Genomic DNA, 26,377 nt, shown 5'->3' with positions numbered 1-26,377 from the left:
GCCTACCAACGGTGCCCTCAGCGCAAGCGCGGATTGAACTGGACGGAAGCGGGCAGTGGAGATGCCACGAACGCTGAGAACCAGGTCGGTCCCCCGGTGGGTGGCGCCGCGTTGGCGGTATTCGCTGGGGGAGGGGCTTGAAGGCGCGGCTGAGGTTCCTGGTCGGCGCACAAGGGCTATCCCCGCTCGACCCCGCTCACCGTGGCAGCACCACCTGACACGGTCTGACTGCAAATGAAAACTAGGGCAGGCGGGGCTCGATCAAGGTGGCCACGGTGGTCGCCGTCTTGCACCAGTCGGCCTGTGGCCCGTCGATGATGTAGACGTCCACTCGACTGGTAGCGCTGGTACCCATGGCGACAACGCAACCGGAGTTCGTGTCGTCGAGCGTCTGGACGCCGTTGTGTGTGCCGACGCGCACTGGAGTGCGTGGCTGGTCGCCCACCATGTCGTCGAGGCTGTTCTTTTGGTAGTAGGTGATGTCGATCGTGTAGCTGTCGGCGGCGGTGGCCTTCTCAACCCGCCAACTGCACGATGTCGCCCCCTTGGTTTCCTTGGGGCGCGGTGAACTGGTGATCCCGAGGTCGGTGAGCGTCTTGCCGGACAACCAGTCACACGGCTTGGCCGCGGACGTGCTGGTGGCATGCGTGCTCGGCGAGGCAGGGGGAGTGGCGACGACGTTCCCGGGGACAGGTGTCCCCGCTTGCCGCGCAGTACACCCCGTGACGATAAGTAACGCACCGGTGACCATCGTGAACCGGAACGAGCGCCTCACGGACCCTGTCACCCTTCAGCCGAGCCGGACCGCCGCCTACTGACGCGGACCAGTCGGGTCGACTAGCTCGGCGGGAGCAGTGGTTCCACTAGTTGAGCCGCGTTCTTCGCCGGTGCGCAGAGTGTGCTCGGGTCGCCGCCGAGGACCGAGACGTCCACCCTCGACTTCGCGGTGACCTCGATGCTGACCACGCAGCCGAGCCCGTCCGGACCGAATGCCTGAACTGCCTTGTGCCTGCCGAGGCTGATCGGGGTCGGCTGCCCGTCGGCCACCAGGTCCGCCAGCCCGAGTTTTGGATAGTAGGCAACGTCGATCGTGTAGCTCGTGCCCGCGTCCGCCTTGCGGACCCGCCAGCGGCACGAATCCACACCGTGGATTGGTCCCTTGGCGGGCGCCCCGGTGATTCCGAGCTGCGCTGCCGTCGAGTCGGTGATCAACTCACAGGGCCGCACGGCTGCCGCTGGTGTGCCACTGGTCTCGGTTGCGCTTGTCGACGTCGGCGCTGTCCCCGTGTCCTGTGGTGACGGCGTTCCGGTCGTTTGGGTCGTGCACCCGGCCAGCACCGTCAGCGCGACCACCAACACCACTGAGAACGTTCGCCCCACAGACCCCAGTCGCCCTTCAGCCGAATGTGCCGGCAGCGTGGTCGTCAGCCTGTCGGTAGTTTGCCATGGCCTGCTTGATGCTCGTCTCCGCTGTCACCAGGGACTCGCGCAACTGCTTGAGTTGCGTGAGGAAACCCGCTTGGTCTGTGGCGACCTGCTTCATGAACGGCTGCATGGCCTTGGCGTTGGTGGAACTGCCCAGCTTGGCGGTCTGGGCCAACTGGAGCAGTGAGGCCTGCTGGTCGTCGATCCAGCCCACCAGTCTCTCAATGGCCGCGATCAAGGCTTGGCCGCCGCGTTCGTTGACCGCGAAGCCACCGCTCGCCGCAAGCGCGGCGAACTGACCCACGCCCGAGCCGATCAGGCCGCTGATCTCGTCGGTGGACACGCACACTCCCCTGGTCTTCCCCTGTCGGAAGCCTAGCAACGTTGCCCTGAACTCAACCGGGGATTGGGCGCATCTGTGGCGTGCTCGCCGGTCACTGTGAAGGCAGGGGAGTGCTGGACCTCAGTCTCCCCGATGCGTGGCGCTGCGTTGGCGGTATTCGCTGGGGCTGAGGCCGTATTCGGTCTTGAACGCTCGGCTCAGGTAGGAGGCGTCCACCAGGCCCCACCGTGCGCCGATGGCGCCGATGGCCAATTGTTGCTTGGACGGGTCGGCGAGGTCTTGGCCGCAGCGTTCGAGGCGGCGTTGGCGGATCCAGCCGGAGACGGTGACGCCTGCGTCGCTGAAGAGTTTGTGCAGGTAGCGGGTGGAGATGTGGTGGGCGGCGGCGATTTCGGTGGGGCTCAGCGCGGGGTCGTTGAGGTGGGTTTCCACATAGGACTTGATTTTGACCAGCAGTGCGCCGCGGGTGGATTCGGCGGGGACGTTGGAGTAGTCGACGCGGTCGGCCAGGGCTGTGCCGAGCAGGTCGACGACGTTGCGGGCCAGGCGGACGCTGCCGTAGACCTGCGGGTCGTCGAGGTTCCTGGCCAGTTGCACCAGGATCGACGACACGATGCCGGAGACCCCGGAGCCGCCGCTGAACCGGGTGGCGGTGAGCTGTTCCACGTGGCCGGACGGCAGGCACAGCATGTCCCGCGGGAACATCAACACGAGCGTAGACGAAACGTCGTCGAAGGCGAGGGTGTACGGGCGGGTCGTGTCGTAGATGGCGAAGTCGCCCGGGTCCAAGGCGGCCTGCCTGCCGTCTTGGCTCAACCGCGCCGATCCGTGCAACTGCAGGCCCAGTTTGTACAGTTCGGGGTTGGCCCTGGCGATGGCGCGTTGGGTCCGCCGGACGGTGTGCGCGTCCGCGGTGGCCTCGTAGACGGCGAGGCTGCCCAGGTTCTGGCCGCGCAGGCGGCCGCGGAAGGCCGACCGCTCACCGGGGGCCGCCTCCAACGGGACGAACGTCTGCGACACCGCGGATTCCCACAGGTCGAACTGCTGCGCCGCTGGCGCGCCCGCCGTCGTCACCGAGTACGTCAACGCTGACCTCCTTGCCAGAGTGACACTGCGTGACTGGGAACACTCTGCCTTTCGGCCCAGTCACGTCAAGGGTCGGTCCCGCACCGAGTCCGACCCGCAACACTGCGATGCGCTCCGGGTCAACCGCTGTGCACGACCAACCAATCAAACAACGCCACGAGTGGGTACACCTGTTCCCATCGGTGGTGTGCACCGCCGTTGGAGTGGAAATCATATGCGATCCGCTACATGATTCCCTCCATGAAGTCCGATGGAGGAGGTCACCATGGGTGAGCTGGTCCTGGCCGCCAAGATCACACACGTGCCGTCGATCTGGCTGTCCATCCAGCCCGGCAAGAACCACGGTATCCGCAGGCCTGCGGAGCTGGGGTTGGCCGAGGTTGGTCGACGCGCGCGGGAGCGCGGTGCCGACACGTTCCTGGTGGCCGACTCGCACTGGATGAACAGCATGGGCTTCCACCTCAACGCCAAGGCCCGGCACTCCGGCTCGTACGCCTCGCACGAGCTGCCGCACTTCATCCAGGACCTGGAGTACGACTACGAAGGCGCTCCCGACCTGGCGAACCTGATCGGCGAGGAGATCAACGCCGGTGGACAGAAAGCCCTTGTCCACGACGTGAAGGACCTCGGTCTGGAGTACGCGACGCTGGTCCCGATGCACTTCATGAACCGCCAGGAGAACATCGGCGACGCCCAGCCGCTCGACGTGCTGCCGATCGGCTGCAACATCTACTCCACCATCGCGGAGAACCGCCGGGTCGGCGAGGCGATGCTGCGCGCCATCAAGCGCTCCGACCGCAAGGTCGCGTTCCTGGCCTCGGGTTCGCTGTCGCACCAGTTCCCCACCAACGAGATCTCGTCGCAGTACCTGAACACGATCTCCAACCCGTTCAACGAGCAGGCCGACCGGATCGTGCTGGAGCAGTGGCGCGACGGCCGGATCGCCGAGTTCCTGGCGACGCTGCCGACCTACAACGAGCGCTGCACCGGTGAGGCCGCGATGGCCGACACGGCGATGATGTTCGGCCTGCTCGGCTGGTCGGACTACACCGGCAAGGGCGAGCAGCTCTGCGACTACTTCCCGAGCAGCGGTACCGGCCAGGTCATCGTCGACTTCCCGGTGCCCGCGTGAGCGCGCACCCGCTGGGTCTCCAGCCGTCGAAGATCATCGCCGTGCACCTGAACTACCGCAGTCGGGCCGCCGAGCGGGGTCGGTTCCCCGAGGAGCCGTCGTACTTCGTCAAGCCGCCGTCGTCGCTGTCGCACAGCGGAGCGGACCTCATCCGTCCCAAGGGCACTGTCCTCTCCGCGTTCGAGGGTGAGATCGCCGTTGTCATCGGCAAGCGCGCGAAGAACGTGAAGCGTTCGGACGCCCTGTCCTACGTCAAGGGTGTCGCAGCCGCCAACGACTTCGGCGTGCACGACCTGCGCTACGCCGACCGCGGCTCGAACCTGCGCAGCAAGGGCGCCGACGGCTACACCCCGGTCGGCCCGGTGCTGCTCGACCCGACCACCGCCGACCTGACCCTGCGCACCTGGGTCAACGGGGTGCTGGTGCAGGAGGCGAAGGCCGACGAGCTGCTGTTCGACTTCGCGTACCTGATCGCCGACCTGTCCCGCACGATCACCCTCGAACCCGACGACATCATCCTGTGCGGCACCCCGACCGGTGCCACCGTCGTCGAGCCGGGTGACGTGGTCGAGATCGCCGTCGGCGACACCGAGAAGCTGGTCAACACCGTCGTCGAGTCGGTCGACGAGCTGCCGAAGCCGGGCGCGCGGCCCCAGGTCACCCCGGTCGACCGGGCGGCGGCGTTCGGCAAGGACGTCCCCGCCATTAAGTCGGAGACCGAGGCGGCGCTGCGGCGGGTGTCCACCGCGACCCTGTCCAGCCAGTTGCGCAAGCGCGGGCTCAACCACACGTTCCTCACCGGGCTGGCCCCCGCCCGCCCCGACCTGCGGATGGTCGGCACCGCGCACACGCTGCGGTACCTGCCGCTGCGTGAGGACATGTTCGACGAGCGCGGCGGCGGCATGAACGCCCAGAAACGCGCGGTCGAGGCGATCGGACCGGGCCAGGTGCTGGTCATCGACTGCCGCGACGAGCACGGCGCGGGCACGATCGGCGACATCCTGGCGCTGCGCGCGGCCCGCCGCGGCGCGGTCGGCATCGTCACCGACGGCTGCCTGCGCGACAGCCCCTCGTTCGGTTCGCTGGAGATCCCGACCTACTCGGCGGGCGCGCACGCGGCTGTCCTGGGCCGCAAGCACGTGCCGTGGGAGATCGGCGTGGACGTGGCCTGCGCCGGTGTCCTCGTGCGACCGGGTGACGTCCTGGTCGGCGACGGCGAGGGCGTGCTGCTGATCCCGCCCGCCATCGTCGACGAGGTCGCCAAGGACGCGCTGGAGATGGAGCGGCAGGAGCGGTTCATCCTGGCCAGGGTCGACGACGGCGAGTCCGTCGACGGGCTCTACCCGCTCGGTCCGAAGTGGCGTGAGGCCTACGACCGCTGGGAGGGCGAGTGACCATCCCCGCGCTGGAGGGCCGCTCCAAGACCCAGTACGCCTACGAGACCCTCAAGCAGCGCATCGTCGACGGCTGGTACGGCCCCGGCACCCGCCTGGTGTTCGACCGGATCGCCCGCGACCTGGGGGTCAGCGCCGTCCCGGTGCGCGAGGCGGTCCGCAGGCTGGAGGCCGAGGGCTGGGTGGTGTTCGAGCGCAACGTCGGCGCGCAGGTCGCCGGGGTCGACCCGGACCAGTACCGGCACGCCATGCACACGCTCGCGCTGCTGGAGGGCCACGCCATGGCCACCGCGAAGTTCACCCCGGCCGCGTTGACCCGCGCGGTCAAGCTGAACGACCGGATGCGGTCCACCCTCACCGAGTTCGACCCGCTGGGCTTCACCCGGCTCAACCGCGAGTTCCACCTGCTGCTGTGCGGCGGTTGCGCGAACCCGCACCTGCGCGACCTGATCACCCGCGAGTGGAACCTGCTGGACGTGCTGCGCCGCTCCACGTTCAGCATCGTCCCGGGCCGGGCGCGCGAGTCCGTCGACGAGCACGACGAGCTCTTACGCCTGCTGAGCACCGGGGCCCCCGCCGCCGCCGTCGAGGCCTTCGCCCGCCAGCACAAGCTCAACACGGTGAACGCCGTGGCGGGCCGGGCATAACTCCCACCGCAGACCTCCGATTCAGACACCAGCCTGGAGAAGTAGATGAAGTTCCGTTCCACCCCCGCCGCGGTCAAGGGCTCGATCGCCCCGGTGGTCACCCCGTTCACCGCAGACGGCGCCGTGGACCTCGACGGTCTGCGCAACCTGGTGCGCTGGCAGCTCGACTCGGGCTCGCACGGCATCTCCATCGGCGGTTCGACCGGTGAGCCCAGCGCGCAGACCATCGCCGAGCGCATCTCGGCGATGAAGGCCGTCGCCGAGGTGATCGACGACCGCGTCCCGTTCCTGCCCGGCACCGGCTCCGCCAAGCTCGACGAGACGCTGGAGCTGACCGCGGCGGCCAAGGACCTCGGCGCCGACATCGCGCTGGTCATCACCCCGTACTACAGCCGTCCGACCCAGGAGGGTCTGATCGCCTGGTACGGCACCGTGGCCAACGAGTTCCCCGACCTGCCGATCGTGGTCTACAACGTGCCCTCGCGCACCGCGCTGGACATCGCGCCGGACACGGTGGCGACGCTGCGCCGCAAGCACGACAACATCGTGGGCATCAAGGAAACCACCAAGGACTTCGAGCACTTCTCGCACGTGCTGCACAAGTGCGGCCGCGACTTCCTGATGTGGTCGGGCATCGAGCTGCTGTGCCTGCCGCTGCTGGCGATCGGCGGCATCGGTTTCGTCTCCGCGTTGGCCAACATCGCCCCCGCCGCCGTCGCCCGGATGTACGAGCTCTACGTCTCCGGTGACCACGACGGCGCCATCGACCTGCACTACCAGCTCGCGCCGCTGGTCGAGCTGCTGTTCGTGGAGACCAACCCGGCGCCCGCCAAGCACATCCTGCAGGACCTGGGTCTGCTCGAGAGCGGGTTCGTCCGCGCGCCGTTGATCGAGCCCACCGCCAAGGGGCTGGAGCGGATCAACGCGCTGCGCGCCCAGGCCGAGCACCTGCTCGTCCGCCCCGCCAACTGACTTCCCGCACCGGACAGCTAGGAGTGACCACCATGACGACCGAAGTCCCCCGCCCCGCGGACCTGCCCAGCGACCTGCGGCACTTCATCGACGGCAAGCCCGCGTCCAGTGTGGACGGCGCGACCTTCCCGGTCGCCGACCCGGTGACCAACGAGGTCTACGGCCGGGTCGCCGCCGGTGACGCCGCCGACATCGACCTGGCGGTGGCCGCCGCCAAGCGCGCCTTCACCGAGGGCCCGTGGCCGCGGCTGAGCGCCCGCGAGCGCGCCAAGGTCCTGAACAAGATCGCCGACGGCATCGAGGTCCGCGCCGAGCGCCTCGCCGAGCTGGAGACCTTCGACACGGGCCTGCCGATCACCCAGGCCCGCGGCCAGGCGCACCGCGCCGCCGAGAACTTCCGCTACTTCGCCGACGTCATCGTGGCCATCCACGAAGAGGCCTACATCGTCGGCGACAAGCAGGTGAACTACGCGATCCGCCAGCCTGCCGGTGTCGCGGGTCTGATCACCCCGTGGAACACCCCGTTCATGCTGGAGACCTGGAAGCTCGCGCCGAGCCTGGCGTCCGGCTGCACCGTGATCCTCAAGCCCGCCGAGTGGTCCCCGCTCTCGGCCAGCCTCCTCCCGGAGATCATGGCCGAGGCCGGTGTCCCGGACGGCGTGTTCAACCTGGTCCACGGCATCGGCGAGCAGGCGGGCGCCGCGCTGGTCGCCCACCCGGACGTCCCGCGCATCTCCTTCACCGGCGAGAGCGGCACCGGCCAGATCATCATGAAGTCGTCGGCGGACAACCTGAAGGAGGTGTCGATGGAGCTCGGCGGCAAGTCCCCCTGCGTGGTCTTCGCCGACGCCGACTTCGACCGCGCCGTCGACTCGGCGGTGTTCGGTGTCTTCTCCCTCAACGGCGAGCGCTGCACCGCGAGCTCCCGAGTCCTCGTCCAACGCGAGATCTACGACCGCTTCGTCGACGCCCTCGCCGCCCGCGCCTCCGCCGTCAAGGTCGGCATGCCCGCCGACCCCACCACCGAGGTCGGCGCCCTCATCCACCCCGAGCACTACGCCCGGGTCCTGGAGTACGTCGAGATCGGCAAGCAGGAAGCCCGTCTCGTCGCAGGCGGTTCCCGCCCCGCCCACCTGACCGAGGGCAACTTCCTCCAGCCCACGGTGTTCGCCGACGTCGCCCCCGACGCCCGCATCTTCCAGGAGGAGATCTTCGGCCCAGTAGTGGCCGTCACCCCCTTCGACACCGAAGAGGAGGCCGTGGAGTTGGCCAACGCCACCAAGTACGGCCTCGCGGGCTACGTCTGGACCACCGACCTCCAACGCGGCCACCGCGTCGCCCGCGCCGTCCAGTCGGGCATGGTCTGGATCAACTCCCACAACGTCCGAGACCTCCGCACCCCCTTCGGCGGCATCAAAGCCTCCGGCGTCGGCCAAGAAGGCGGCACCCACAGCATCGACTTCTACAGCGACCTCCGCGCCATCCACGTCGCCGTCGCCGACCTCCACGTCCCCCAGTTCGGCAAGTAGTTGTCACAATAGTTTCTTCCATCGAGGGCGGCCCAACACACTTGGGCCGCCCTCACCTTTACCCCCACCCCACCCCACCCCACCCACCCACCACCAACGAAACCCCAGGCCAAGTACCCCAACCCCCACCCCCGCACCGCGCGCCTCGAAACCCGCCGATACCAACTGCCCGTTGTGGTGGAGTTGTTTTGTTTGGGGGGAGCGGTGGTCTAAGCCGGCCGGCGGGTAAGGCCACGCTTTCCAGTGGCCCCGCCTTTTTGCCTTACCCAGGCTGCCGCTAGGGGCCCCAAACAAAACAACTTCACCACAACGGGCACCCCCGCTTTATCTGGCGCCCGAGCGCCGGCGTCGCCGAAGGCGACCAGGCCGACCCCCGAGGCGCAGCCGAGGCCCAGTGCCCCCTCACACCCCCCAGTTGCCCCATGGCGAACATTCATTGCTCGCCCGCGCACCACTGACCTCGACCATGCAGGCATCCACCCCCACGGGAATTAGCGTCCCCACCCATGGGCAGCATGGACGGCAGAGTGGCTCTCGTCACCGGCGCGGGTTCCGGCGTCGGCGCCGCCATCGCGCGGTGCTTCGCCGACGCGGGCGCCACCGTCGCCGTGCTCGACGCCGATTCCACCGCCGCCGAGCTCGCCTCCAGAGCTCTCCGCGCGGGCATGGTCGTCCGCGCCGACGTCTCCGACCCCGTCCAGGTCGACCACGCCGTCCAAGCCGTCCTCGACCACTACGGCAAACTGGACGTCCTGGTCAACAACGCAGGCGGTTGGGAATGCGGCCCAGCCGCCCCCGGCTCCACAATGGACATAACAGACGAACAGTGGCACACCGCCCTCGCCGCCCGGCTCGACGGTGCCTTCTACGGCACCCGCGCCGCGTTGCGGGCCATGAAGGGCCAGGGCGGCGTCATCATCACCGTGGCGGCCGAGTGCGGGCACCTGGCCCACCACAGCGCCGTCGACGGTGCGATGCGCGGCTTCACCGCCGCCGTGGCCCGTGACGTCGCACCGCTCGGGATCCGGGTCGGCGGCCTCGCCCCGGACTGCGCCGATTTCCTGGTGCCCGAGGACATCGCCGCCGCCGTGCTGGACCTGGTCGGTCCGGCCGGTGAGCGGTTCGCTGGACAGACGATCAAGACGAGAGGAACGGGTGCATGAGGTTCGCGGACACGGTGGCGCTGATCACCGGAGCGGGCACGGGTATCGGCGCGGCCACGGCCCGCCGGATCGTCGCCGAGGGCGGCAAGGTCGTGCTCACCGGCAGGCGGGAGGCGCCGCTGCGCGCGGTCGCGGCCGACCTGGGCGACTCGGCCCTGGTGGTGCCCGCCGACGCGGCTGACTCCGCGGCCATGAAGGCGGTCGTGGCGGCGGCGGTGGAGAAGTTCGGCAGGCTCGACGTGGTCGTCGCCAACGCGGGCGGCCACGGCCTCGGCACGGCCCTGGACACCGACGACGCGGGCTGGAAGCTGGCCGTCGAGGTGAACCTGACCTCGGCGTTCGTCACCATCCGGGAGGCGCTGCCCGCCCTGTGCGAGCGCGGCGGCTCCGTCGTCCTCGTGTCGTCGCTGGCCGGGTTGTTCGCCGGTCCCGCGGTCGCCGGGTACGTCACCACCAAGCACGCCCTGATCGGCCTGACCCGCTCCATCGCCCGCGACTACGGCAAGCACGGCGTCCGCGCCAACGCCGTGTGCCCCGGCTGGGTCCGCACCCCGATGGCCGACGACCAGATGGACGAGCTCGGCAAGGCCAAGGACGTCGACCGGGACGGCGCGTACCGCATCGTCACCGAGAACGTCCCGCTGGGCCGCCCGGCCGAGCCGGAGGAGGTCGCCTCCGTCATCACCTTCCTGGCCTCCCGGGACGCCTCCATCGTCAGCGGCGCCGTGGTCACCGCCGACGCGGGCTCCAGCGCCGTCGACCTGCCCACGATCGCCTTCGACTGACCCGGGTGCGGTGGCGGCTCGGCAGGGGGCCGCCACCGCTGTCCGGTCCCGCTACGCTGATGCCCATGGCGACATGGCAAGACCTGGTCCAGTACGTCCGGCTGAACTACGAGGTCATCTCGATCACCGAGGACGAGGTGCGCATCCTGTTCAACTTCGAGGAGCTCAACGAGGACGACCAGCGCACCCAGGTCGTCATCGTCGCCCTTGAGGTCTTGGACGCCAAACACGAATGGGTGCAGATCGCCTCCCCGATCGGCCTCGCCGACAAGGTCGACCTCAAGGCCCTCCTCGCCGAAATCGGCAACTCCTCCATCGCCTGCGGTGCCGCCGTCATGGGCAACCACGTCGTCCTGCGCCACTCCCTCCCCCTCAAAGACCTCGACCTGCACGAGTTCACCGACCCCCTCGAACTCCTCGCAGGCACCGCCGACCAACTAGAAGAAATGTTCTTCGGCGGCGACGAGTACTGACCCCGTTCGGCTGAACACTCGACGGGTAATTGCTAGAGTTCCCCCGGGATCGGCGACAAGGGGGCTCGCGGATGGACGCTGCGGACGGTGGTGGCGCGCTGCTCGGGGGTGTCATCGGTGGCGCGATGGGGGAGTTCGCGGCCTTGGCCGCCAGCGGGGGGTTCGAGGTCAACGAGCACGGCGGCCAAGCGCTGCTCACCGCGATCCACAACATGATCGAATGGCTGGACAGCCAGCGGTCGGAACTGGTGAACCTGCGGGAAAGAGCCAAGCTCGGCAGTTCCACCAACGCCGAGGTGATGAAACCGTTCATGCAACAGGTCGCCTCTGACGGCCAAGGATTCCTGACCCAGCTAGCGCAACTGCGCGATTCGCTCGGGACTGCAGAAAAGGCCATCACCCAGGCCATGGCGAACTACCGGGCAACCGACGACCTGGCGGCAGGGTCACTCGGGTGAGGGACGAATCCATGAAGCGCCCGCTGTGGTTGATTCCCGCGGCCTTGGCCCTTGCGCTGGCCGGGTGCACGTCCACCACGGGAGGCACGCCTGTCCCCGGTGATTCCCAGGCGACCGAGCTGCCCACGACGTCTGGCGGACCGCAGACCACGACCTCCTCTGACACGCCTGCGGTGCAGCCGTGTACGTTGCTGTCCGATTCGGCGGCTCATTCCCTGGGCGCTGCGGGAACACCGAAGCAGAAGAATTTCACCGGAATCTCCTCGTGCTCATGGCGAGTGGAAAAGGCGACCGCCGCAGACAGCTACCTGTTGGACATCGCCTTCTTCTCGGACCGCGGTGTGAAAGACATCGGCGGCCACGACAAGAAACCCGTCCGAGTCGGCCACCACGACGCAGTGCAATCCCTCGGCGCCGAGGACACCGGTTGCGTGGTGACATTCGGCATCACTGACACATCGCGTGTGGACGTGCGAGCTATTGGCGGAGACTCGGCCTCCCTGTGCCGGCCCGCCCTGGATACCGCGACCGCGATCGAACCCAACCTGCCCTGAAGGACGCCGGGCGGGTGAAACGCGCGTATTGGTTGGTGTTGGTCGCCGGGGTTCTGGCCGGTTGCACCGAGCACACGCCTGGGCTGCCGACTGGCGGGAACTCAGCGGCCGAACCGACGCGGGTGGTGACAACCGCTGCGTCCTCGAACAGCATCAAGCCGTGTCAACTGCTGTTGAAAGCCGAACTCTCGCGGTTGGGGGTTGCGAATACCTCGGGAAGGCCCAAAGACGTCAAGGGCTCCAGCGCGTGTACTTGGCGGGTTGAGAAGGCCGATCCGGGTGACAGCTACAGCATCTCGGTGGCGTTCCTGGAGACGCAGGGGGTCGGGGACCTCGTCGGTGTCCACCAGCGGGAGCAGGTCAAGGTCGGTGGGCATGACGGTGTGCGGCGTTGGGGGATGACAACGAGTTCGGTTGTGTGGTCGCCATGGGGGTCACCGGGACGTCGCGGGTGGATGTGACGACGGTGGGGGGTGGTGATCAGGTGGGGCTTTGTGTCCGGCCGAGGCTGCCGCGGAGTTGGTTGAGCCGAAGTTGCCCTGAGGCTGTGCGGCGGGAATCTGACATGCTGGGGGGTATGGACGACACGGACATTCTCGGGCGGATCACGGCGTTGGTTGACGAGGAGCACGGGCTTCGGGAGCGGGTTGGGCGTGGGGAGGTGCCGCCTGCCGAGGAGCGGGAGCGGTTGGGGGCGGTGGAGGCGGCGCTGGACCAATGTTGGGATCTGTTGCGGCAGCGGCGGGCTCGGCGGGAGGTCGGGTTGGATCCGGACGGGGCGCGGGCTCGGTCGGCGGGTGAGGTTGGGGGATATCGGCAGTAACGCGTGTCCATAACACGGAAAGCCCCACCGGACGAGAGCCGGTGGGGTTTTTCACAACCAGCGCGTGTGGATTGTCCGGTCTGTGAATTAGCTGTGTGTCAGGGGACTACGGGATAGCGCGCACAGTTTGTAAACATCCGCTGAGGTCATCATCCTGGTAAAACGGCGCACGTCCCACGAATGGATGAGTGTTATTGGCCTAGCTTATACAAGGCGAATCAGCCTGCCGCGCGTGGGCCATACTGATGGCTCGTTCAGCCTACCACTTGAGTAGGGTTCCCAGCGAATCGGACCGGACTGGTCGGTAGCGTTATGTGTTGGTCGTTGGACGTTCAAGACTTTGGTATCGGAACATTCACAGAATGGGAACCTGTGGGAATGCTAGTCCTTTCAGGTGGTGAATTGTGAATTCATACACCCGGTAGGGGCTGGTTGTGGTTACTTAGCACCGGTTATGTTTCGCGGGTCGCAACTCTGGCGACGACTGTGAATGCCGGTTGGCGGCATCTGCGTGTAATCCATGTGGGGTCGCTGCTAGGTGAAGGGAATTCGATATGGCAGCACCGGAGTCCGAGGCGCTCGTCGACGACACCGGGGTCCTGATGGGGGTGGGCTTCGCACACGGGGTGCGGTGGCGCGCTGGGGAGCGCCTGCAGCACCTGTTCCGGCGGTCGGATCACCCGGCCGTCGACACCGGCGAGTTCGTGCTCAGCTACGCCGACGTCGACGACCGGGCGAACCGGTTGGCGCGCTACCTGCTCGGTCGCGGGGTCGGCGCGGGTGACCGGGTCGGCCTGCTGTTCGACCAGGCGTGGCTGGCGTACATCGCGATGTTGGCGGTGTTGAAGGTCAACGCGGCGTACGTGCCGCTGGACCCGGGGTTCCCGCCGGACCGGGTCGGCTACATCGTCGGCGACGCCGACGTGCGGTTGGTGCTCACCCAGGAGCACCTGGTGCCGGTGCTGGCCGACAGCGAGACGGCCGTGCTCGGCGTGGATTCGGCGGCGGCGGCGATCGACGCGGTGGACAGCGCGCCGTTGGCCGACGACGAGTGCGGTGGGCCGGTCGACGACCTGTGCTACATCGTCTACACGTCCGGCAGCACCGGTCGCCCGAAGGGTGTCGCGGTGGAGCACGCGAGCATCTGCAACTTCGTGCGGGTCGCGGCCGAGGTGTACGGGTTGCGCCCCGACGACCGGGTCTACCAGGGCATGACGATCGCCTTCGACTTCTCCGTCGAGGAGACGTGGGTGCCGTGGGCGGTGGGGGCGACGCTGGTGCCCCGGCAGGCAGGCGGGGCGCTCGTCGGCCACGAGTTGGGCGAGTTCCTGCGGGAGCGCGACATCACCGCGTTGTGTTGCGTGCCCACGCTGCTCGCCACCCTGCCGGACGACCTGCCGGGGCTGCGGTTCCTGCTGGTGTCCGGCGAGGCTTGCCCGCAGGACCTGGTGGCCCGTTGGCACCACGCGGATCGCCGGTTCCTGAACGTCTACGGCCCGACCGAGGCGACCGTGACGGCGACGTGGACCCCGTTGGCCCCGGACCGCCCGGTGACCATCGGCGTCCCGCTGCCGACCTACTCGGTGGTGATCCTCGACCCCGAGCACCAGGTCGTCCTGCCGCGCGGCGCGACCGGGGAGATCGGGATCGCAGGTATCGGACTGGCCCGGGGTTACCTGAACCGGGACGACCTGACCGAGAAGGCGTTCATCGACGATTTCGTCGGGATCGGGAACAACCCGTCCGGCCGGATCTACCGGACCGGCGACCTGGGCCGGGTCGACGACGACGGCCACATCCAGTACCTGGGCCGGATCGACACCCAGGTGAAGATCCGCGGCTACCGGATCGAGCTGACCGAGATCGAGTCGGTCCTGCTCAGCGCCCCCGGGGTGGCGGCGGCCGTTGTGGACACCCACCGCCCGAACCCGGACACGGTGGAGTTGGTGGGCTACTACTCGACCTCGGGGCGGGTGGACGAGGACGACCTCCGCGAACACCTGCGTGAGCGCTTACCGGCGTACATGGTTCCCGCCTACCTGGAGCGGCTCGACGCCATTCCGTTGACCACCAGCAACAAGGCCGACCGGAAGAACCTGCCCGTGCCGAGCGGTCGGCGTCAAGCATCCACAAAGGACTACGTCGCGCCGGGGTCGCCGCTTGAGGCGGCGTTGGCCGAGGAATTGGCCGGCGTGCTCGGGGTCGAGCGGGTGTCCGCCGTTGGTCACTTCTTCAAAGACCTCGCGGTCGACTCGCTGTTGATCTCCCGGTTCTGCGCCAGGGTCCGTGCGCGCGCGGACCTCGCCACTGTGACCATGCAGCAGGTGTACCAACACCCGTCCGTCCGCGATCTTGCCGATGCCCTGCCCGGCAAGCCGCGGACCGCCGCCAGGGTGGCCGCCGCGGTCGACCCGATCAAGGGGTGGCGTTACGTGTTGTGCGGCGCCGCGCAGGCCCTGTTCTTCCTCGCCTACACCTACCTGTCCGGTCTGCTCCTCGACATCGGCCTTGATTGGGTGATGGCCGGGACGAGCGCGCCGAGCATGTACCTGCGGGCCGCCGGGTTCAGCGGCGCCGCGTTCCTGGTCGCCTGCGTAGTGCCGGTGGCGCTGAAATGGCTGCTGGTCGGCAGGTGGAAACCGGGGACGTTCCGGATCTGGGGGTTGACCTACCTCAGGTTCTGGGTCGTCCGCTCGGTCACCAGGTTCAACCCGATCCGGATGTTCACCGGTTCCCCGTTGTATTCCCTGTACCTGCGGGCAATGGGTGCGAAGGTCGGGAAGGGCGCGCTGGTGCTGACCCAGAACGTGCCCGTGTGCACGGACCTGCTCACCATCGGCGCGGGCGCGGTCGTCCGCAAGGACACCTATCTGCTCGGCTACCGCGCCGAGGCCGGGAAGATCACCATCGGCCGGGTCACCATCGGCGCCGGGGCCTACGTCGGCGAGACCGCGGTCCTGGACATCAACACGACCCTGGGCGACGACGCGCAACTCGCGCACGCCTCGCACCTGTCCGCGGGTGAGGCGGTCCCGGCGGGGGAGAGCTGGCACGGCTCACCCGCTCGACCGACCACAGTGGACTACCGACCGGACGTCGAGGCGCGGGCAGGTCGGGTGCGTCGGGTGTTCTACAGCCTGGCCCAGTTGGTGTTCCTCACCTGCTGGACGTTGCCGGTCGTGATGCTGGTCGGTGACCTGGTGTGGGAGCTGTTCCTGAACCTGGTCCCGGTCAACGCCGCCGACCCGCGCTTCTACCTGGTCGACTTGGCCGGAGCGGGCGCGGTGTTCGTCGCCGCGGTGCTCGTCGGTCTGCTTCTGGTGTCGGCGATTCCGAGGTTCTTGAGCCTGTTCCTCAAGCCGGACAAGGTGTATCCGCTCTACGGCGTCAAGTACACGATGCAGCGCCTGACTTCCCGGTTGACGAACATGCGCACATACCTGTTTCTGTTCGGCGACAGCTCCTACATCGTGCACTACCTGCGTTGGTTGGGTTACAACCTGCGTGGCTACATCCAGACCGGCTCGAACTTCGGCATCGAGGTCAAGCACGACTCGCCGCTGCTCACCCGGGTCGGCCCCGGCACGATGGTGTCCGACGGCCTCTCGGTGGCCAACGCCGAGTTCTCGTCGACCGCGTTCCGGTTGCGCCGCACCGAGATCGGACCGCGCAACTTCCTCGGCAACAACATCCTCTACCCGCCGGACGGCCGCACCGGCGAGAACGTGTTGCTGGCGACCAAGGTGATGGTGCCGGTGGACGGCCCGCCGCGCGGTGACACCGGTCTGCTCGGCTCGCCCGCCTTCGAGATCCCGCGGTCGGTCCAGCGGGACAGCCGGTTCGACCACCTCAAGTCCGGACCGGAGTTCCGCAGGCGGCTGGCCGCCAAGAACCGGTTCAACCTGGTGACCATCCTGCTGTTCCTGCTCACCCGCAGCGTCGACCTGTGGGGCATCGTGGTGATCAACACGATCGCGGCGGGTCTCTATCCCCGGTACGGCACCTGGGCGACGGCGGCGGGTCTGCTGGCGACCACCGGGTTCGTGCTGCTGTTCGGTGCCCTCGCCGAACGGCTGGTGCACGGGTTCCGGCCGCTCAAGCCCCGGTTCTGCTCCATCTACGACCGGTCGTTCTGGCGGCACGAGCGCTACTGGAAGCTCAGCTCCGGCCGCTACATCAACCTGTTCAACGGGACCCCGGCCAAGGTCCTCGTGTGGCGCCTGCTCGGGGTGCGGATGGGCCGCCGGGTGTTCGATGACGGCGTGGGCATCCCGGAGCGGTCCCTGGTGACCGTCGGCGCCGACACCGCGCTCAACGCCTTCGCCGTCGTCCAGGGGCACTCGCTGGAGGACGGCACCTTCAAGTCCGACCGGATCGCGCTCGGCGCCGGTACCGCGGTCGGCGTCGCCGCGTTCGTCCACTATGGAGTGAAGATGGCCGACAACACCGTGGTCGACGCGGACGCGTTCCTGATGAAGGGCAGCGAGACCGCCCCGGGGTCCCGGTGGTGCGGCAACCCCGCCGTCGAGCTGACCGAGCCAACGGAGACCGCCGCCCCGGCCGCCTCCGCGACCCCCGCAACCGCGCACACCCCGGGAGTGACCCGATGACCAACCTGATCGCCGAGACCGAGCTGCGCAGGCCGCGGGTGGAGACCCCGTTGCCCGGCCCGCGCTCCGCGGAGTACCTGGCCCGGCAGGCGCGCACCGAGTCCAACGCGCGCAGCTACCCGCGTGGCCTGCCGATCGCCATCGAGCGCGGTGAGGGCAGCTTCGTCCGGGACGTCGACGGCAACGTGTTCATCGACTTCCTGGCGGGCGCGGGGGTGCTCTCCCTCGGGCACAACCACCCGGAGCTGGTGCGGGTCATGGTCGAGCAGCTCGGGTCGCTGACCCACGGCCTCGACTTCCCGACCCCGGCCAAGGACGCGTTCACCGAGGCGCAGTTGTCCATGCTCCCGGCCGCCATGCGGGACCGGACGAAGATCCACTTCTGCGGGCCGACCGGGGCGAACGCGGTCGACGCGGCCATCAAGCTGTGCAAGACCGCCACCGGTCGCGGCGACATCGTGTCCTTCCAGGGCGGTTTCCACGGCGCCAGCCACGCCGCGATGGCGTTGACCGGTCTCGTGTCGCAGAAGCGGCCGATCGCCAACGGCATGCCGGGCGTGCACTTCTTCCCGTACTCGTCGTGCGCTCGGTGCCCGCTCGGCCTGCGCCCGGACACCTGCGAGACCAACTGCGTCACCTACCTGGAGCGGTCCCTGCGCGACCCGAACGGCGGCATCGCCAAGCCCGCCGCGGTGATCATGGAGCTGGTGCAGGGCGAGGGCGGCGTGATCCCGGCCCGGCCGGAGTTCGTCCGCCGGGTCCGCGCGGTCACCGCCGAGCTGGACATCCCGCTGGTCGTCGACGAGGTGCAGACCGGCTGCGGCCGCACCGGCACCTGGTTCGCCTTCGAGCAGTACGGGATCGTCCCGGACGTCGTCATCGCCTCCAAGGCGCTCAGCGGCGTCGGCTCCCCGGTCGCGGTGATCTTCTACGACGAGCGGCTGGACGTGTGGGCCCCCGGTTCGCACACCGGCACCTTCCGCGGCAACCAGCTCGCCTTCGCCGCGGGCGCCGAGTCGGTGCGGATCATCCGGCGGGACAACGTGCTCGGCAACGTCGTCGCCCGCGGTGAGCAGGTCGTCGAGCGGCTCGCCCGGATCGAGGGGCACCCGCTGGTCCGCGAGGTGCGCGGCCTCGGCCTGATGTGGGGCATCGAGCTGGCCGACGCCCCCGACGGCACCCCGGCCGGGGCGCTGGCCGCCGCCGTGCGCGACACCGTGCTCCGCCAGGGCCTGATCGTCGAACTGGGCGGCCGCGACGACAACGTGGTCCGGTTGCTGCCGCCGCTCAACGTCACCGCCGAGGTCCTGGACACCGCCTGCGACCTCCTCGTCGAGGCGATCGAGGCCCTGCCACACCGGGAACGGGGCTGACATGGCACTCGTGGTGCAGAAGTACGGCGGTTCCTCGATCGGGACCCCCGAGCGGATCCTGCGGGTCGCCCAGCGGGTCGCCGAGACCCGCCGGGCCGGGCACGACGTGGTGGTGGTCGCCTCCGCCATGGGCGACACCACCGACGAACTGCTCGACCTGGCCGACCGGGTGTCCCGAGTGCCCGGCCCGCGCCGCGAGCTGGACATGCTGCTCAGCTCCGGCGAGCGGATCTCCAACGCGCTGCTGGCCATCGCGCTGACCGACCTGGGTGTCCCGGCGTGCTCGCTGTCCGGGCCGCAGGCGGGGGTGTTCACCACGCCGGAGCACGGCGCCGCGCGCATCGTCGACGTGCTGCCCACCCGGGTCCGGCAGGAGCTCGACCGCGGCCAGGTCGTGCTGGTCGCCGGGTTCCAGGGCCTGTGCAAGGACACCGACGACGTCACCACCCTCGGCCGCGGCGGCTCGGACACGACCGCGGTGGCCATCGCGGGCGCGCTGCGGGCCGACGTCTGCGAGATCTACACCGACGTCGACGGTGTCTGCACCGCCGACCCGCGGGTCGTGCCCACCGCCCGGCTGCTGGAGCGGGTCGGCTACGCGGAAATGCTCGAACTCGCCGCGAACGGGGCCAAGGTCCTGATGCCCCGCTCCGTCGAGTACGCCCGTCGGCACGGTGTCGTGCTGCACGTGCGGTCCTCGTTCACCGACCAACCCGGCACGATCCTGGCTGATCAGGAGGTGGAGATGGAGAAGACGGCGATCACCGCCATCGCCCACGACCGCGGTACCGCCCTGCTGTCGGTCACCGGTGTCCCCGACGACGTCCTGCGGCCTGCCCGGGTGTTCCGCGCCCTCGCCGACGCCGGTGTCGAGGTCGACATGCCGGTGCACCGGGCTTCGCGTGGGTGGGTCGACCTGTCCTGCGTGGTGTCCCGGTCCGCGGCGCGGACCGCCGTCGGCGCCCTGCACGCCGCCGCCGACGACATCGGGTTCGACGCGGTGGCCTGCGACCAGGGCGTCGGCAAGGTGTCCGTGGTCGGCGCCGCGCTCACCGCCGACGTCACCGCCACGGTGTACGAGACGTTCGCCGCGCTCGGCGTCCGGATCGCCCTGTTCACCACGTCCGAGCTGCGGCTCTCCGCCCTGTGCGGGGAGGACGAGCTGGACCGGTCGGTGCGCGCCCTGCACGAGGTCTTCGAGCTGGGCGCGGGCGACACCGGGGACCAGGCCGTGGTCTACGCGGGCAGCGGCCGGGGCTGGTGATCGATTCCGTCACCGACGGTCAACACCAGCCCCGTCCGGGGGAGTTTCCGGGGGGCGTGTAACACGGCCCCCCGGTGCCGCGAACTGGTGAGTGCGGCCCCGGCCAAGTCTTCTGACAGCCCCCCGATCAGCCTTGACGGGGCCGCACTCCTCTTCTCCCAGGTCAACGCACCCGGGGAGCTTGTTTCGAAGTCGGTGTAACTCTTCCGCCGCCACCGCCGTCTGGTAGTCAGCGAACCCCGGACGGAAGGACGGACGATGGACCTCTACGTCGCCGACGCCAACAACGACGGAACCGTGGACACCGCCATGGTCGACACCAACGGTGACCACGTCGCGGACGCCGTCGCGTCCGATGTGGACGGTGACGGCCAGGTCGACGTCACCGTGTACGACCTCAGCGGCGACGGGTACGCCGACGTGGCCTACGACCACACGGCCGCCCTGGACCACTCGATCGACCCCGGCTACTCCGCCGACCCGGGCTACTCCACGGACCCGACCTACGGCGACCTGAGCACCGCCGCCATCTACCCCGACGCGGCCCACACCGACTACAGCGACATCTCCTCGGCCTACCCGGCGCCGTACGACATCCCCAGCGGCACCCAGGCAGTCATGGACATGACCACCAGCGGTCTCGCCGACGCGCACACGCTCTACCAGGACGCGCTGCACCCCGGTTCGGTGTCCGCCGACGACGTCGCGGCCGCCAACCAGCACATCGACACCGTGTCCCGCAACACCGCCGCCCTGGAGGGCCAGATCTACGCCGACCAGGTCGACCACCAGATCACCGTCGAGAACGCGCAGCGCTCGGCGCTCACCGAGGCGCACGAGACGGCCACCGACCTCTACATCGGGACCGACCAGGCCATCTCCCGCGCTCAAGACGCCATCGACGGGTGAACAATCCCCCCGTGACCCGCCCCCGCCTGTCCGCCGTCGCCTGCGTCCTGACCGCCCTGTTCGTGCTTGCGGCGCCGTCCGCGCACGCCCAGCCGCAGCCGACCCAGCCCGCCGCGCCGCCGTCGACAACGGCGGTGCCCGGGACGCCCGTTGTCACGGCGCCGCAGACCAGCACGGCTCAGCCCAGCACCCAGCAGATCAGTACTCAGCAGCCCAGCACCCAGCAGCCCACGGCGGGTAACGGCACGAACGCCCCCCAGCCCGGCGAACCGGAATCGGGCGGGTCGCCCTGGCTGCTGCCCGCGTTGATCGGGTTCGGCGTGCTCGTGTTGGCGGGCGCCGGGTTCGCGATCACCCGCCGCCGGGTGTCGGTCCCGCCCGCTGTCGCCGGGTTCGGCGACGGCTTGTCGCCCACGCCGATGCTGGGTCTGCCCGAACACCGGCGGCCCGAGGACAGCGTGGTGCTGGCGGACGCGCTGCGGGTGGTCGCGGCCAACGCGCCGGGCGAGGCGATCCGCACCCAGGTGACCCGGCTGCTCGACCAGCCGCACGACCGCGCCGCCCTCGTCCAGGCAGCCATCCGGTTGCGTGACCAGCTCACCGAACGCGGACCTGGCCTGGCCGACCACCTGCTCGGGGCGCTGGGGGCGGTCGGGGTCACGCCGGTCCGCGCGGACGGCGAGCTGTTCGACCCGCACCGGCACACCGCCGTCGGCTCGGTTGACGCGCCGCGGCCGGACCTGCGCGATCGGGTGGCCGAGACGGTCAAACCCGGGTACCTCGACCGCGGCGCCGTGCTGCGGTTGCCGGACGTCGTCCTGTACCGCTGAGGAGGTCGAGCTACTGGTGCCCGAGCTGTTCGCGCAGTGCGCGGCGTCCACGGTGGATCCACACGCGCACCGAGTTGACCGGGGCCGCCATGACGGACGCGACCTGGTCGTAGGTCAGGCCGCCCGCCCACAGCAGGATGGCTTCCCGGTGCCGCTCGGGCAGGGTCGCCAGCGCCGACCGGACGTCCATGGTGGTCGCGACCGCGTCGGCGAACGGGCCGGAGGCGGGCTCGGCGACACCGTCCAGGTCGACCTCGGCGCGGCGCTTGCGGGTGCGCAGCACGGTCAGTGCGGCGTTGCGGGCGATCGCGTAGACCCACACCGCGAACGTGCACGACCCGGTGAACCGGGGCAGGCCCTGCCACGCGGCGACCTGGGTCTCCTGCAGGGCGTCCGCCGCGTCGGCGTGGTTGCCGGTGAGCCGCACGCACAGCGCGTACGCCCGCCGCTCCGCGTCCGCCCAGAGCACGCGGAACGCCGCCTGGTCACCGGCCGCGGCGGCCCGCACGAGGTCGGCCTCCGGGTCCGGGAAGGGGCCAGGGGTCACCGCGCTCCACTCTCGACGATCTCTCGGGGTCAGTCGGTGATTCGCCGCGACCGGGGGTCGCGTTATCGCCCGGAGGTCATCGGTGACTGAGGAGTTCTCCCAGGACGCGCTGCGTGCGCTGCTGCTCGACAGTGTCCGGCCGCTGCCGCCGGAGACCAGCGCGGCGATGCTCGACGTGACCTTCACCGGCCACGAGCCCGTCGAGCACGACCTGCTGCCCGACCTCGACCACGCCGAGCCCCACTCCCACGAGGACCTCGGCTACGACCTGTTCGACCACCACCACGCTGACGACCACGCCGATCACCACTCCGATGACCACCACGTTGATGACCACCACATGGCCGACCACGGTGATCCCGGTAGCGACTGGTACGACCACACCGATGGGCAGGGTGACGACGGCCATCCTGGAGTGCACTGGTGACCCATCCCGACCGGGCCGCGGCGGTCCTGCGCGCCCTGTGCCGCTCGGGTGCCGACCGCGCGACCGACCTCGGCCTGCGCGCGGAGCTCGCTGCCATCGCCGACCGGCTCGACCGACCGCTGCAGCTCGCCGTGGCCGGAGCGGTCAGCGCGGGCAAGTCGACCCTGATCAACGCCATCCTCGGTCGCCCGGTGGCGGCGGTCGACGCGGGGGAGTGCACCCGGGTCGTGACCTGGTACGAGTACGGCCCGACCCCGCACGCCCTGGTCGAGGACGCCGCGGGCCGCACCCGGTCGGTCCCGCTGCCGCTCGGTGACCTCGGCGGGCCTGCTGGGGACGTCGTCCGGATCCGGGTGCGCCTGCCGGACCCGTGGCTGCGCACCGTCACCGTGATCGACACCCCGGGCCTCAACACCGTCACCGACTCCGAGGAAACGACCCGCGCCCTCCTGTTCGGCGACGCCGCGGCCGAGCACGCACAGGCCCTGGTTTATGTCTTGCGCTACGTCCAGCGGTTCGACGCGGACACATTGGACCAGTTCAGGTCGCTCGCCACCGCGTGCGGACTCACCGCGGTCAACACGGCCGCCGTGCTCAGCCAGGTCGACCGGCGTGCCGACGACACCGACCCGTGGCCGACCGCGCGTCGGTTGACGGCTCGCGCGGCGGCGGAACTCGGTCCGACCGTGCTGGACGTGACCCCGGTCATCGGGCTGCTCGCCGAGACCGGGCGGGCGCGGCTGTTGAGCACCGAGGACCTGGTCGAGCTGCGCTCGCTGGCCGCGAAGTCGCCGGTCGTGGTGGAAGACCTGCTGCTGGACCTGACCGAGTTCGGCGCGGACCCGGCCGGTGAGCGCTTGGTGGAGCGGCTGCACAGGTACGGGATCACCGTCGCGGTCGAGTATCTGCGGAACCATCCCGACGCCGGGCTTGACGAGGTCCACCGGGAACTCGTGCGGTGTTCCGGGTTCGTCGAACCCGGTCTGGCGGCGGTGATCGGTCGGTTCACCCGGCACGCGGACCTGCTCAAGGCGCATGCCGCCCTGGTCAGGCTGCGTGGTCTCGGCAGCCGGTTCGCGGGTGGTCCGGACGGCGCCCTGATCGGCAAGCTGATGTCCACTGTGGACGAGAACCGGCCGCTCGCGGACGAACTCGGTGGCCTGCGGGTGCTTTCCGCGTGTGCCGCCGTGGCCGCCGGTGGTCTGGTGCTGGACCAGGACATGACCGAACAGTTGTTCCGGCTGGTTCGCGGGGACACGGCCGCTGCCCGACTTGGTCTCCCACCGGGATCGAGGGCCGAGGAAGTCGTCCGGGCCGCTCGTCAGGCTTCCCGGTCCTGGCGCGAGGTAGCGCTCGTCTCGGGTCACACCGTCGCGGGGCACCGAGCGCACGACGTGCTCGCCGCGTTGGAGGACATCGCCGACGCGGCTGCTCCGGTGAGCTTTGATCGCGCGCTGGTGGAACGTTTGCGCGATGAACCGCTCATCGCCGAGGCGGATCGCCGGGCGGTGCGGTGTTTGCTGGACGGCCGAACGTCCGATGTGGATGAATTGGGCACGGCGACCAGGTTCCGCGCCCTGCTGCACCGGCCGCTGCCGCCCGCTGTCCGACGCGCGCTGGAAGCCGCGTGCGCTGCCTTCGAAAGTCTTGCCGGGAGCCGTTCGTGACCCAAGACATCGTCCGCCAGGTCCTACGGCTGGCCAACGACACACACGGCCTCGCGGTGCGGCTGGGGCGGGAAGACCTGGCCGGGGTCCTGGCTGAACAGGCGAACCGGTGGTCGGAGTCGGTCACCACGGTGGTTGTCGCCGGGGCGCAGAAGCGCGGCAAGAGCAGACTGGTGAACGCGTTGGCGGGCGTGCCCGGGTTGTTGCCGGTCGACGCGGACATCGCCAGTGAGACGCAGGTGACACTGTCCTATGGGGACTCGGTTACCGCTGTGGTTCGCCGGGGTGAGGAGTCCGAAACCATCGATCCGGCTCGCCTTGCCGAGTACGCCTCGGTTCTCGGTGATCCGGCGCGGCGTCGTGGTGTCACGGGGGTGGACATCACGGTCAACAGCCCTGTGCTGCGGGGGATTCGGCTGGTGGACACGCCCGGGGTGGACAGCCTGACGGTGGGGCACCGGCATGCGACGGTCGCTGCGCTGTGTCGGGCGGATGTGTTGTTGTTCGCGGTGTCCGCGCAGGATCAGCCGATTCTGCGGCATGAGTTGGACTTTCTTCGTGAGGCTGCTTCGCGGGTGCCCACGGTGGCGTTTGTGCTGACCAAGGTGGAGGACTCGGCGGGGTGGCGTGAGTTGCTGACTGAGAACCGTGAGCGGCTCGCCCGATCGGTTGATGGCTCTGCCGCGCGTTTGCTGAGTGCTCCGTGGCTGCCGGTCAGCGCGAAACTTGCCGAGGCGGCTCAGGTGTTGGCTGCGGCGGGGGAGAGTGAGCGTGCTGCCGCGCGACGGGAACGGAGTGGGTTTTCGGCGCTGGAGCGGCATGTGGGTATGTGGGCGGAGCGGCGTGAGCTGATTCGGGCGGGGGGTGTGCTGGCGTTGGCGACGGCTGCGGCGCGTGAACTGGCCTCGGTTGAAGGGGATGCGGCGGCTGTGGCGGCTGAGGATGAGGCCGCGGTGGCTGCTCGGTTGGCTGAGGTGGACGGGGAGTTGGCCGCGCTTGCCGGTCGGCGTCGTGATCGGAAGCTGCACGCGCTGGATCAGCAGCTTCTTGCTCGTGATGCTGGTCGGCAGGTGAAGGCTGTTTTGGATCGGTTTCGTCGGGTGTATGAGGATGAGATCGCTGAGCTGAGCTCGCCGGGGGCGATGTCGCGGTATGTGGACGCGTTGCCGGACAGCCTTGATCAGTCGATGGCTGCTGCTTGGGTGGAGATCACGGTGGCGGTGGAGGAGATCGCTGTTCCGGCGTTTGCCGGGTATCTTTCGGGGGTGGATGCCGAGGTGGTAGATCTTGCGATTCTTGCCCGGCCTGACGGTCCTTCGTTCACCGCGACTCGGGTGGCGGCTCGGTTTGATCTCTTTGCGGAGGGGTTGCCGACGGTGATGATGGCGGGGAGTGTCAGCTATTTGGCCACGGCGCTTGGTGCTGCGGCGTTGTCGCCGTTGGCGCCGCTGGCGTTGGGGTCGGTGTTGGCTGTGGGGTTCTTTACGCACAAGCGGCGGTTGGCTGCTACTGGGCGGACTCGGGCGGCTTTGACCAGTGCTTTGCGGGATGCGTTTGGGGCTGCGGCGGTTGATATGACGCATGCGGTGGATCGGGCGGTGCTGACTTGGCGGGCGGTGGCTGAGCAGGCGGTTGATGAGGCTTTGGTGAAGCAGCATGAGGGGTTGGTTGCTCGGCGGAAGGCGTTGACTGTTGCTGGTGTGGGGGGAGGGGGTGCGGGGGCTGCGGCGGGACTGGTGGAGCGGGCGGGGGTGCTTGGGCGTGTTCTTGGGGAGGTGTGAGGGGTCACTGGGCTTCGGCTTCGCCTCGCTGTTCGGCCTTGTCGCCTGGCGGCGACGCCGGCCTCGGGCGCCAGATTAAAGCGGGGGTGCCCGTTGTGGTGAAGTTGTTTTGTTTGGGGCCCCTAGCGGCAGCCTGGGTAAGGCAAAAAGGCGGGGCCACTGGAAAGACGTGGCCTTACCCGCCA

25 protein-coding genes are annotated in these 26,377 nt (G+C 69.2%); 20 read left to right on the top strand and 5 right to left on the bottom strand.

Annotated features, from left to right (window positions below; all coding sequences use genetic code 11):
* Positions 1 to 241: 241 nt before the first annotated feature.
* The 4 genes from H504_RS33065 to H504_RS0103185 all read right to left on the bottom strand — a co-directional run bounded on the left by H504_RS33065 (position 242) and on the right by H504_RS0103185 (position 2,854).
* Complete coding sequence (locus tag H504_RS33065; RefSeq protein ID WP_245614063.1) at positions 242 to 751, bottom strand: DUF3558 domain-containing protein; 510 nt, start codon at positions 749 to 751, stop codon at positions 242 to 244.
* An 86-nt stretch (positions 752 to 837) separates the two neighbouring features.
* Positions 838 to 1,338, bottom strand: coding sequence for a DUF3558 domain-containing protein (locus tag H504_RS33060; protein WP_245614062.1), 501 nt, complete (start codon positions 1,336 to 1,338; stop codon positions 838 to 840).
* Positions 1,339 to 1,396: 58 nt separating this feature from the next.
* Complete coding sequence (locus H504_RS0103190; protein ID WP_245614056.1) at positions 1,397 to 1,768, bottom strand: hypothetical protein; 372 nt, start codon at positions 1,766 to 1,768, stop codon at positions 1,397 to 1,399.
* Positions 1,769 to 1,888: 120 nt separating this feature from the next.
* On the bottom strand, positions 1,889 to 2,854 hold the full coding sequence (locus tag H504_RS0103185) for an AraC-like ligand-binding domain-containing protein (RefSeq protein ID WP_026421590.1): 966 nt from the start codon (positions 2,852 to 2,854) through the stop codon (positions 1,889 to 1,891).
* A gap of 265 nt (positions 2,855 to 3,119) precedes the next feature.
* Between H504_RS0103185 and hpaD the strand changes: the two genes are divergently transcribed.
* The 17 genes from hpaD (at position 3,120) to grpE (ending at position 21,770) form a co-directional block, all read left to right on the top strand.
* A complete protein-coding gene (hpaD, locus tag H504_RS0103180) occupies positions 3,120 to 3,986 on the top strand; it encodes a 3,4-dihydroxyphenylacetate 2,3-dioxygenase (RefSeq protein WP_026421589.1) in 867 nt (288 codons plus the stop codon).
* Positions 3,983 to 5,380, top strand: a complete 1,398-nt coding sequence (locus tag H504_RS0103175; protein WP_026421588.1) for a fumarylacetoacetate hydrolase family protein — start codon at positions 3,983 to 3,985, stop codon at positions 5,378 to 5,380. The genes hpaD and H504_RS0103175 overlap by 4 nt, the downstream gene beginning before the upstream one ends.
* Positions 5,377 to 6,027, top strand: coding sequence for a GntR family transcriptional regulator (locus tag H504_RS0103170; RefSeq protein ID WP_026421587.1), 651 nt, complete (start codon positions 5,377 to 5,379; stop codon positions 6,025 to 6,027). Before H504_RS0103175 ends, H504_RS0103170 begins: the two co-directional genes overlap by 4 nt.
* Before the next feature lie 45 nt (positions 6,028 to 6,072).
* Positions 6,073 to 6,999, top strand: a complete 927-nt coding sequence (gene dapA / locus H504_RS0103165) for a 4-hydroxy-tetrahydrodipicolinate synthase (protein ID WP_026421586.1) — start codon at positions 6,073 to 6,075, stop codon at positions 6,997 to 6,999.
* Positions 7,000 to 7,031: 32 nt separating this feature from the next.
* Entirely contained in the window at positions 7,032 to 8,528 is a 1,497-nt protein-coding gene (gene hpaE / locus H504_RS0103160) for a 5-carboxymethyl-2-hydroxymuconate semialdehyde dehydrogenase (RefSeq protein WP_026421585.1), read from the top strand.
* Between the two features lie 506 nt (positions 8,529 to 9,034).
* Positions 9,035 to 9,691: an SDR family NAD(P)-dependent oxidoreductase gene (locus tag H504_RS33055; RefSeq protein ID WP_084467335.1), complete on the top strand. Its 657-nt coding sequence runs from the start codon at positions 9,035 to 9,037 to the stop codon at positions 9,689 to 9,691.
* Positions 9,688 to 10,476 carry an SDR family NAD(P)-dependent oxidoreductase gene (locus tag H504_RS0103150; RefSeq protein WP_026421584.1) on the top strand — a complete coding sequence of 263 codons (789 nt, stop codon included), beginning with the start codon at positions 9,688 to 9,690 and terminating at the stop codon, positions 10,474 to 10,476. The genes H504_RS33055 and H504_RS0103150 overlap by 4 nt, the downstream gene beginning before the upstream one ends.
* Before the next feature lie 65 nt (positions 10,477 to 10,541).
* Positions 10,542 to 10,949, top strand: a complete 408-nt coding sequence (locus tag H504_RS0103145) for a type III secretion system chaperone family protein (protein WP_026421583.1) — start codon at positions 10,542 to 10,544, stop codon at positions 10,947 to 10,949.
* A gap of 71 nt (positions 10,950 to 11,020) precedes the next feature.
* Complete coding sequence (locus tag H504_RS0103140; RefSeq protein WP_026421582.1) at positions 11,021 to 11,407, top strand: hypothetical protein; 387 nt, start codon at positions 11,021 to 11,023, stop codon at positions 11,405 to 11,407.
* Between the two features lie 11 nt (positions 11,408 to 11,418).
* Positions 11,419 to 11,961 (top strand): DUF3558 family protein, encoded by a 543-nt coding sequence (locus tag H504_RS39385; RefSeq protein ID WP_157440171.1) that lies wholly within the window; start codon positions 11,419 to 11,421, stop codon positions 11,959 to 11,961.
* Positions 11,910 to 12,422 carry a DUF3558 family protein gene (locus H504_RS43950; protein WP_425394029.1) on the top strand — a complete coding sequence of 171 codons (513 nt, stop codon included), beginning with the start codon at positions 11,910 to 11,912 and terminating at the stop codon, positions 12,420 to 12,422. The genes H504_RS39385 and H504_RS43950 overlap by 52 nt, the downstream gene beginning before the upstream one ends.
* A 116-nt stretch (positions 12,423 to 12,538) precedes the next feature.
* A complete protein-coding gene (locus H504_RS0103130; protein WP_026421580.1) occupies positions 12,539 to 12,784 on the top strand; it encodes a DUF2630 family protein in 246 nt (81 codons plus the stop codon).
* Positions 12,785 to 13,338: 554 nt separating this feature from the next.
* Entirely contained in the window at positions 13,339 to 17,394 is a 4,056-nt protein-coding gene (locus tag H504_RS41800) for a Pls/PosA family non-ribosomal peptide synthetase (protein ID WP_051385435.1), read from the top strand.
* Complete coding sequence (locus H504_RS0103120) at positions 17,391 to 18,767, top strand: aspartate aminotransferase family protein (protein ID WP_026421579.1); 1,377 nt, start codon at positions 17,391 to 17,393, stop codon at positions 18,765 to 18,767. Before H504_RS41800 ends, H504_RS0103120 begins: the two co-directional genes overlap by 4 nt.
* A gap of 1 nt (position 18,768) precedes the next feature.
* Entirely contained in the window at positions 18,769 to 20,031 is a 1,263-nt protein-coding gene (locus tag H504_RS0103115) for an aspartate kinase (protein ID WP_026421578.1), read from the top strand.
* A 258-nt stretch (positions 20,032 to 20,289) separates the two neighbouring features.
* Positions 20,290 to 20,940, top strand: a complete 651-nt coding sequence (locus tag H504_RS33045) for a hypothetical protein (protein WP_035303175.1) — start codon at positions 20,290 to 20,292, stop codon at positions 20,938 to 20,940.
* An 11-nt stretch (positions 20,941 to 20,951) separates the two neighbouring features.
* The gene (gene grpE / locus H504_RS38340) at positions 20,952 to 21,770 is read left to right on the top strand and encodes a nucleotide exchange factor GrpE (protein ID WP_051385434.1); all 819 of its coding nucleotides are present in this window, start codon (positions 20,952 to 20,954) and stop codon (positions 21,768 to 21,770) included.
* A gap of 10 nt (positions 21,771 to 21,780) precedes the next feature.
* On the opposite strand, the gene H504_RS0103100 is transcribed toward grpE, so the two are convergent.
* Positions 21,781 to 22,317: an RNA polymerase sigma factor gene (locus tag H504_RS0103100; RefSeq protein ID WP_026421577.1), complete on the bottom strand. Its 537-nt coding sequence runs from the start codon at positions 22,315 to 22,317 to the stop codon at positions 21,781 to 21,783.
* 82 nt (positions 22,318 to 22,399) lie between these two features.
* On the opposite strand from H504_RS0103100, the gene H504_RS0103095 reads away from it, so the two are divergent.
* From H504_RS0103095 to H504_RS38335, 3 genes are read left to right on the top strand one after another with little or no spacing between them, the layout of a single operon-like run.
* Positions 22,400 to 22,744: a hypothetical protein gene (locus H504_RS0103095; RefSeq protein ID WP_026421576.1), complete on the top strand. Its 345-nt coding sequence runs from the start codon at positions 22,400 to 22,402 to the stop codon at positions 22,742 to 22,744.
* The gene (locus H504_RS0103090) at positions 22,741 to 24,411 is read left to right on the top strand and encodes a dynamin family protein (RefSeq protein ID WP_026421575.1); all 1,671 of its coding nucleotides are present in this window, start codon (positions 22,741 to 22,743) and stop codon (positions 24,409 to 24,411) included. Before H504_RS0103095 ends, H504_RS0103090 begins: the two co-directional genes overlap by 4 nt.
* Positions 24,408 to 26,192, top strand: a complete 1,785-nt coding sequence (locus H504_RS38335) for a dynamin family protein (protein ID WP_026421574.1) — start codon at positions 24,408 to 24,410, stop codon at positions 26,190 to 26,192. The genes H504_RS0103090 and H504_RS38335 overlap by 4 nt, the downstream gene beginning before the upstream one ends.
* Positions 26,193 to 26,377: the final 185 nt, after the last annotated feature.

This window comes from Actinokineospora inagensis DSM 44258 (assembly GCF_000482865.1).
GTDB lineage: Bacteria > Actinomycetota > Actinomycetes > Mycobacteriales > Pseudonocardiaceae > Actinokineospora > Actinokineospora inagensis.
This window is presented reverse-complemented; position numbering and strand designations above follow the sequence as displayed.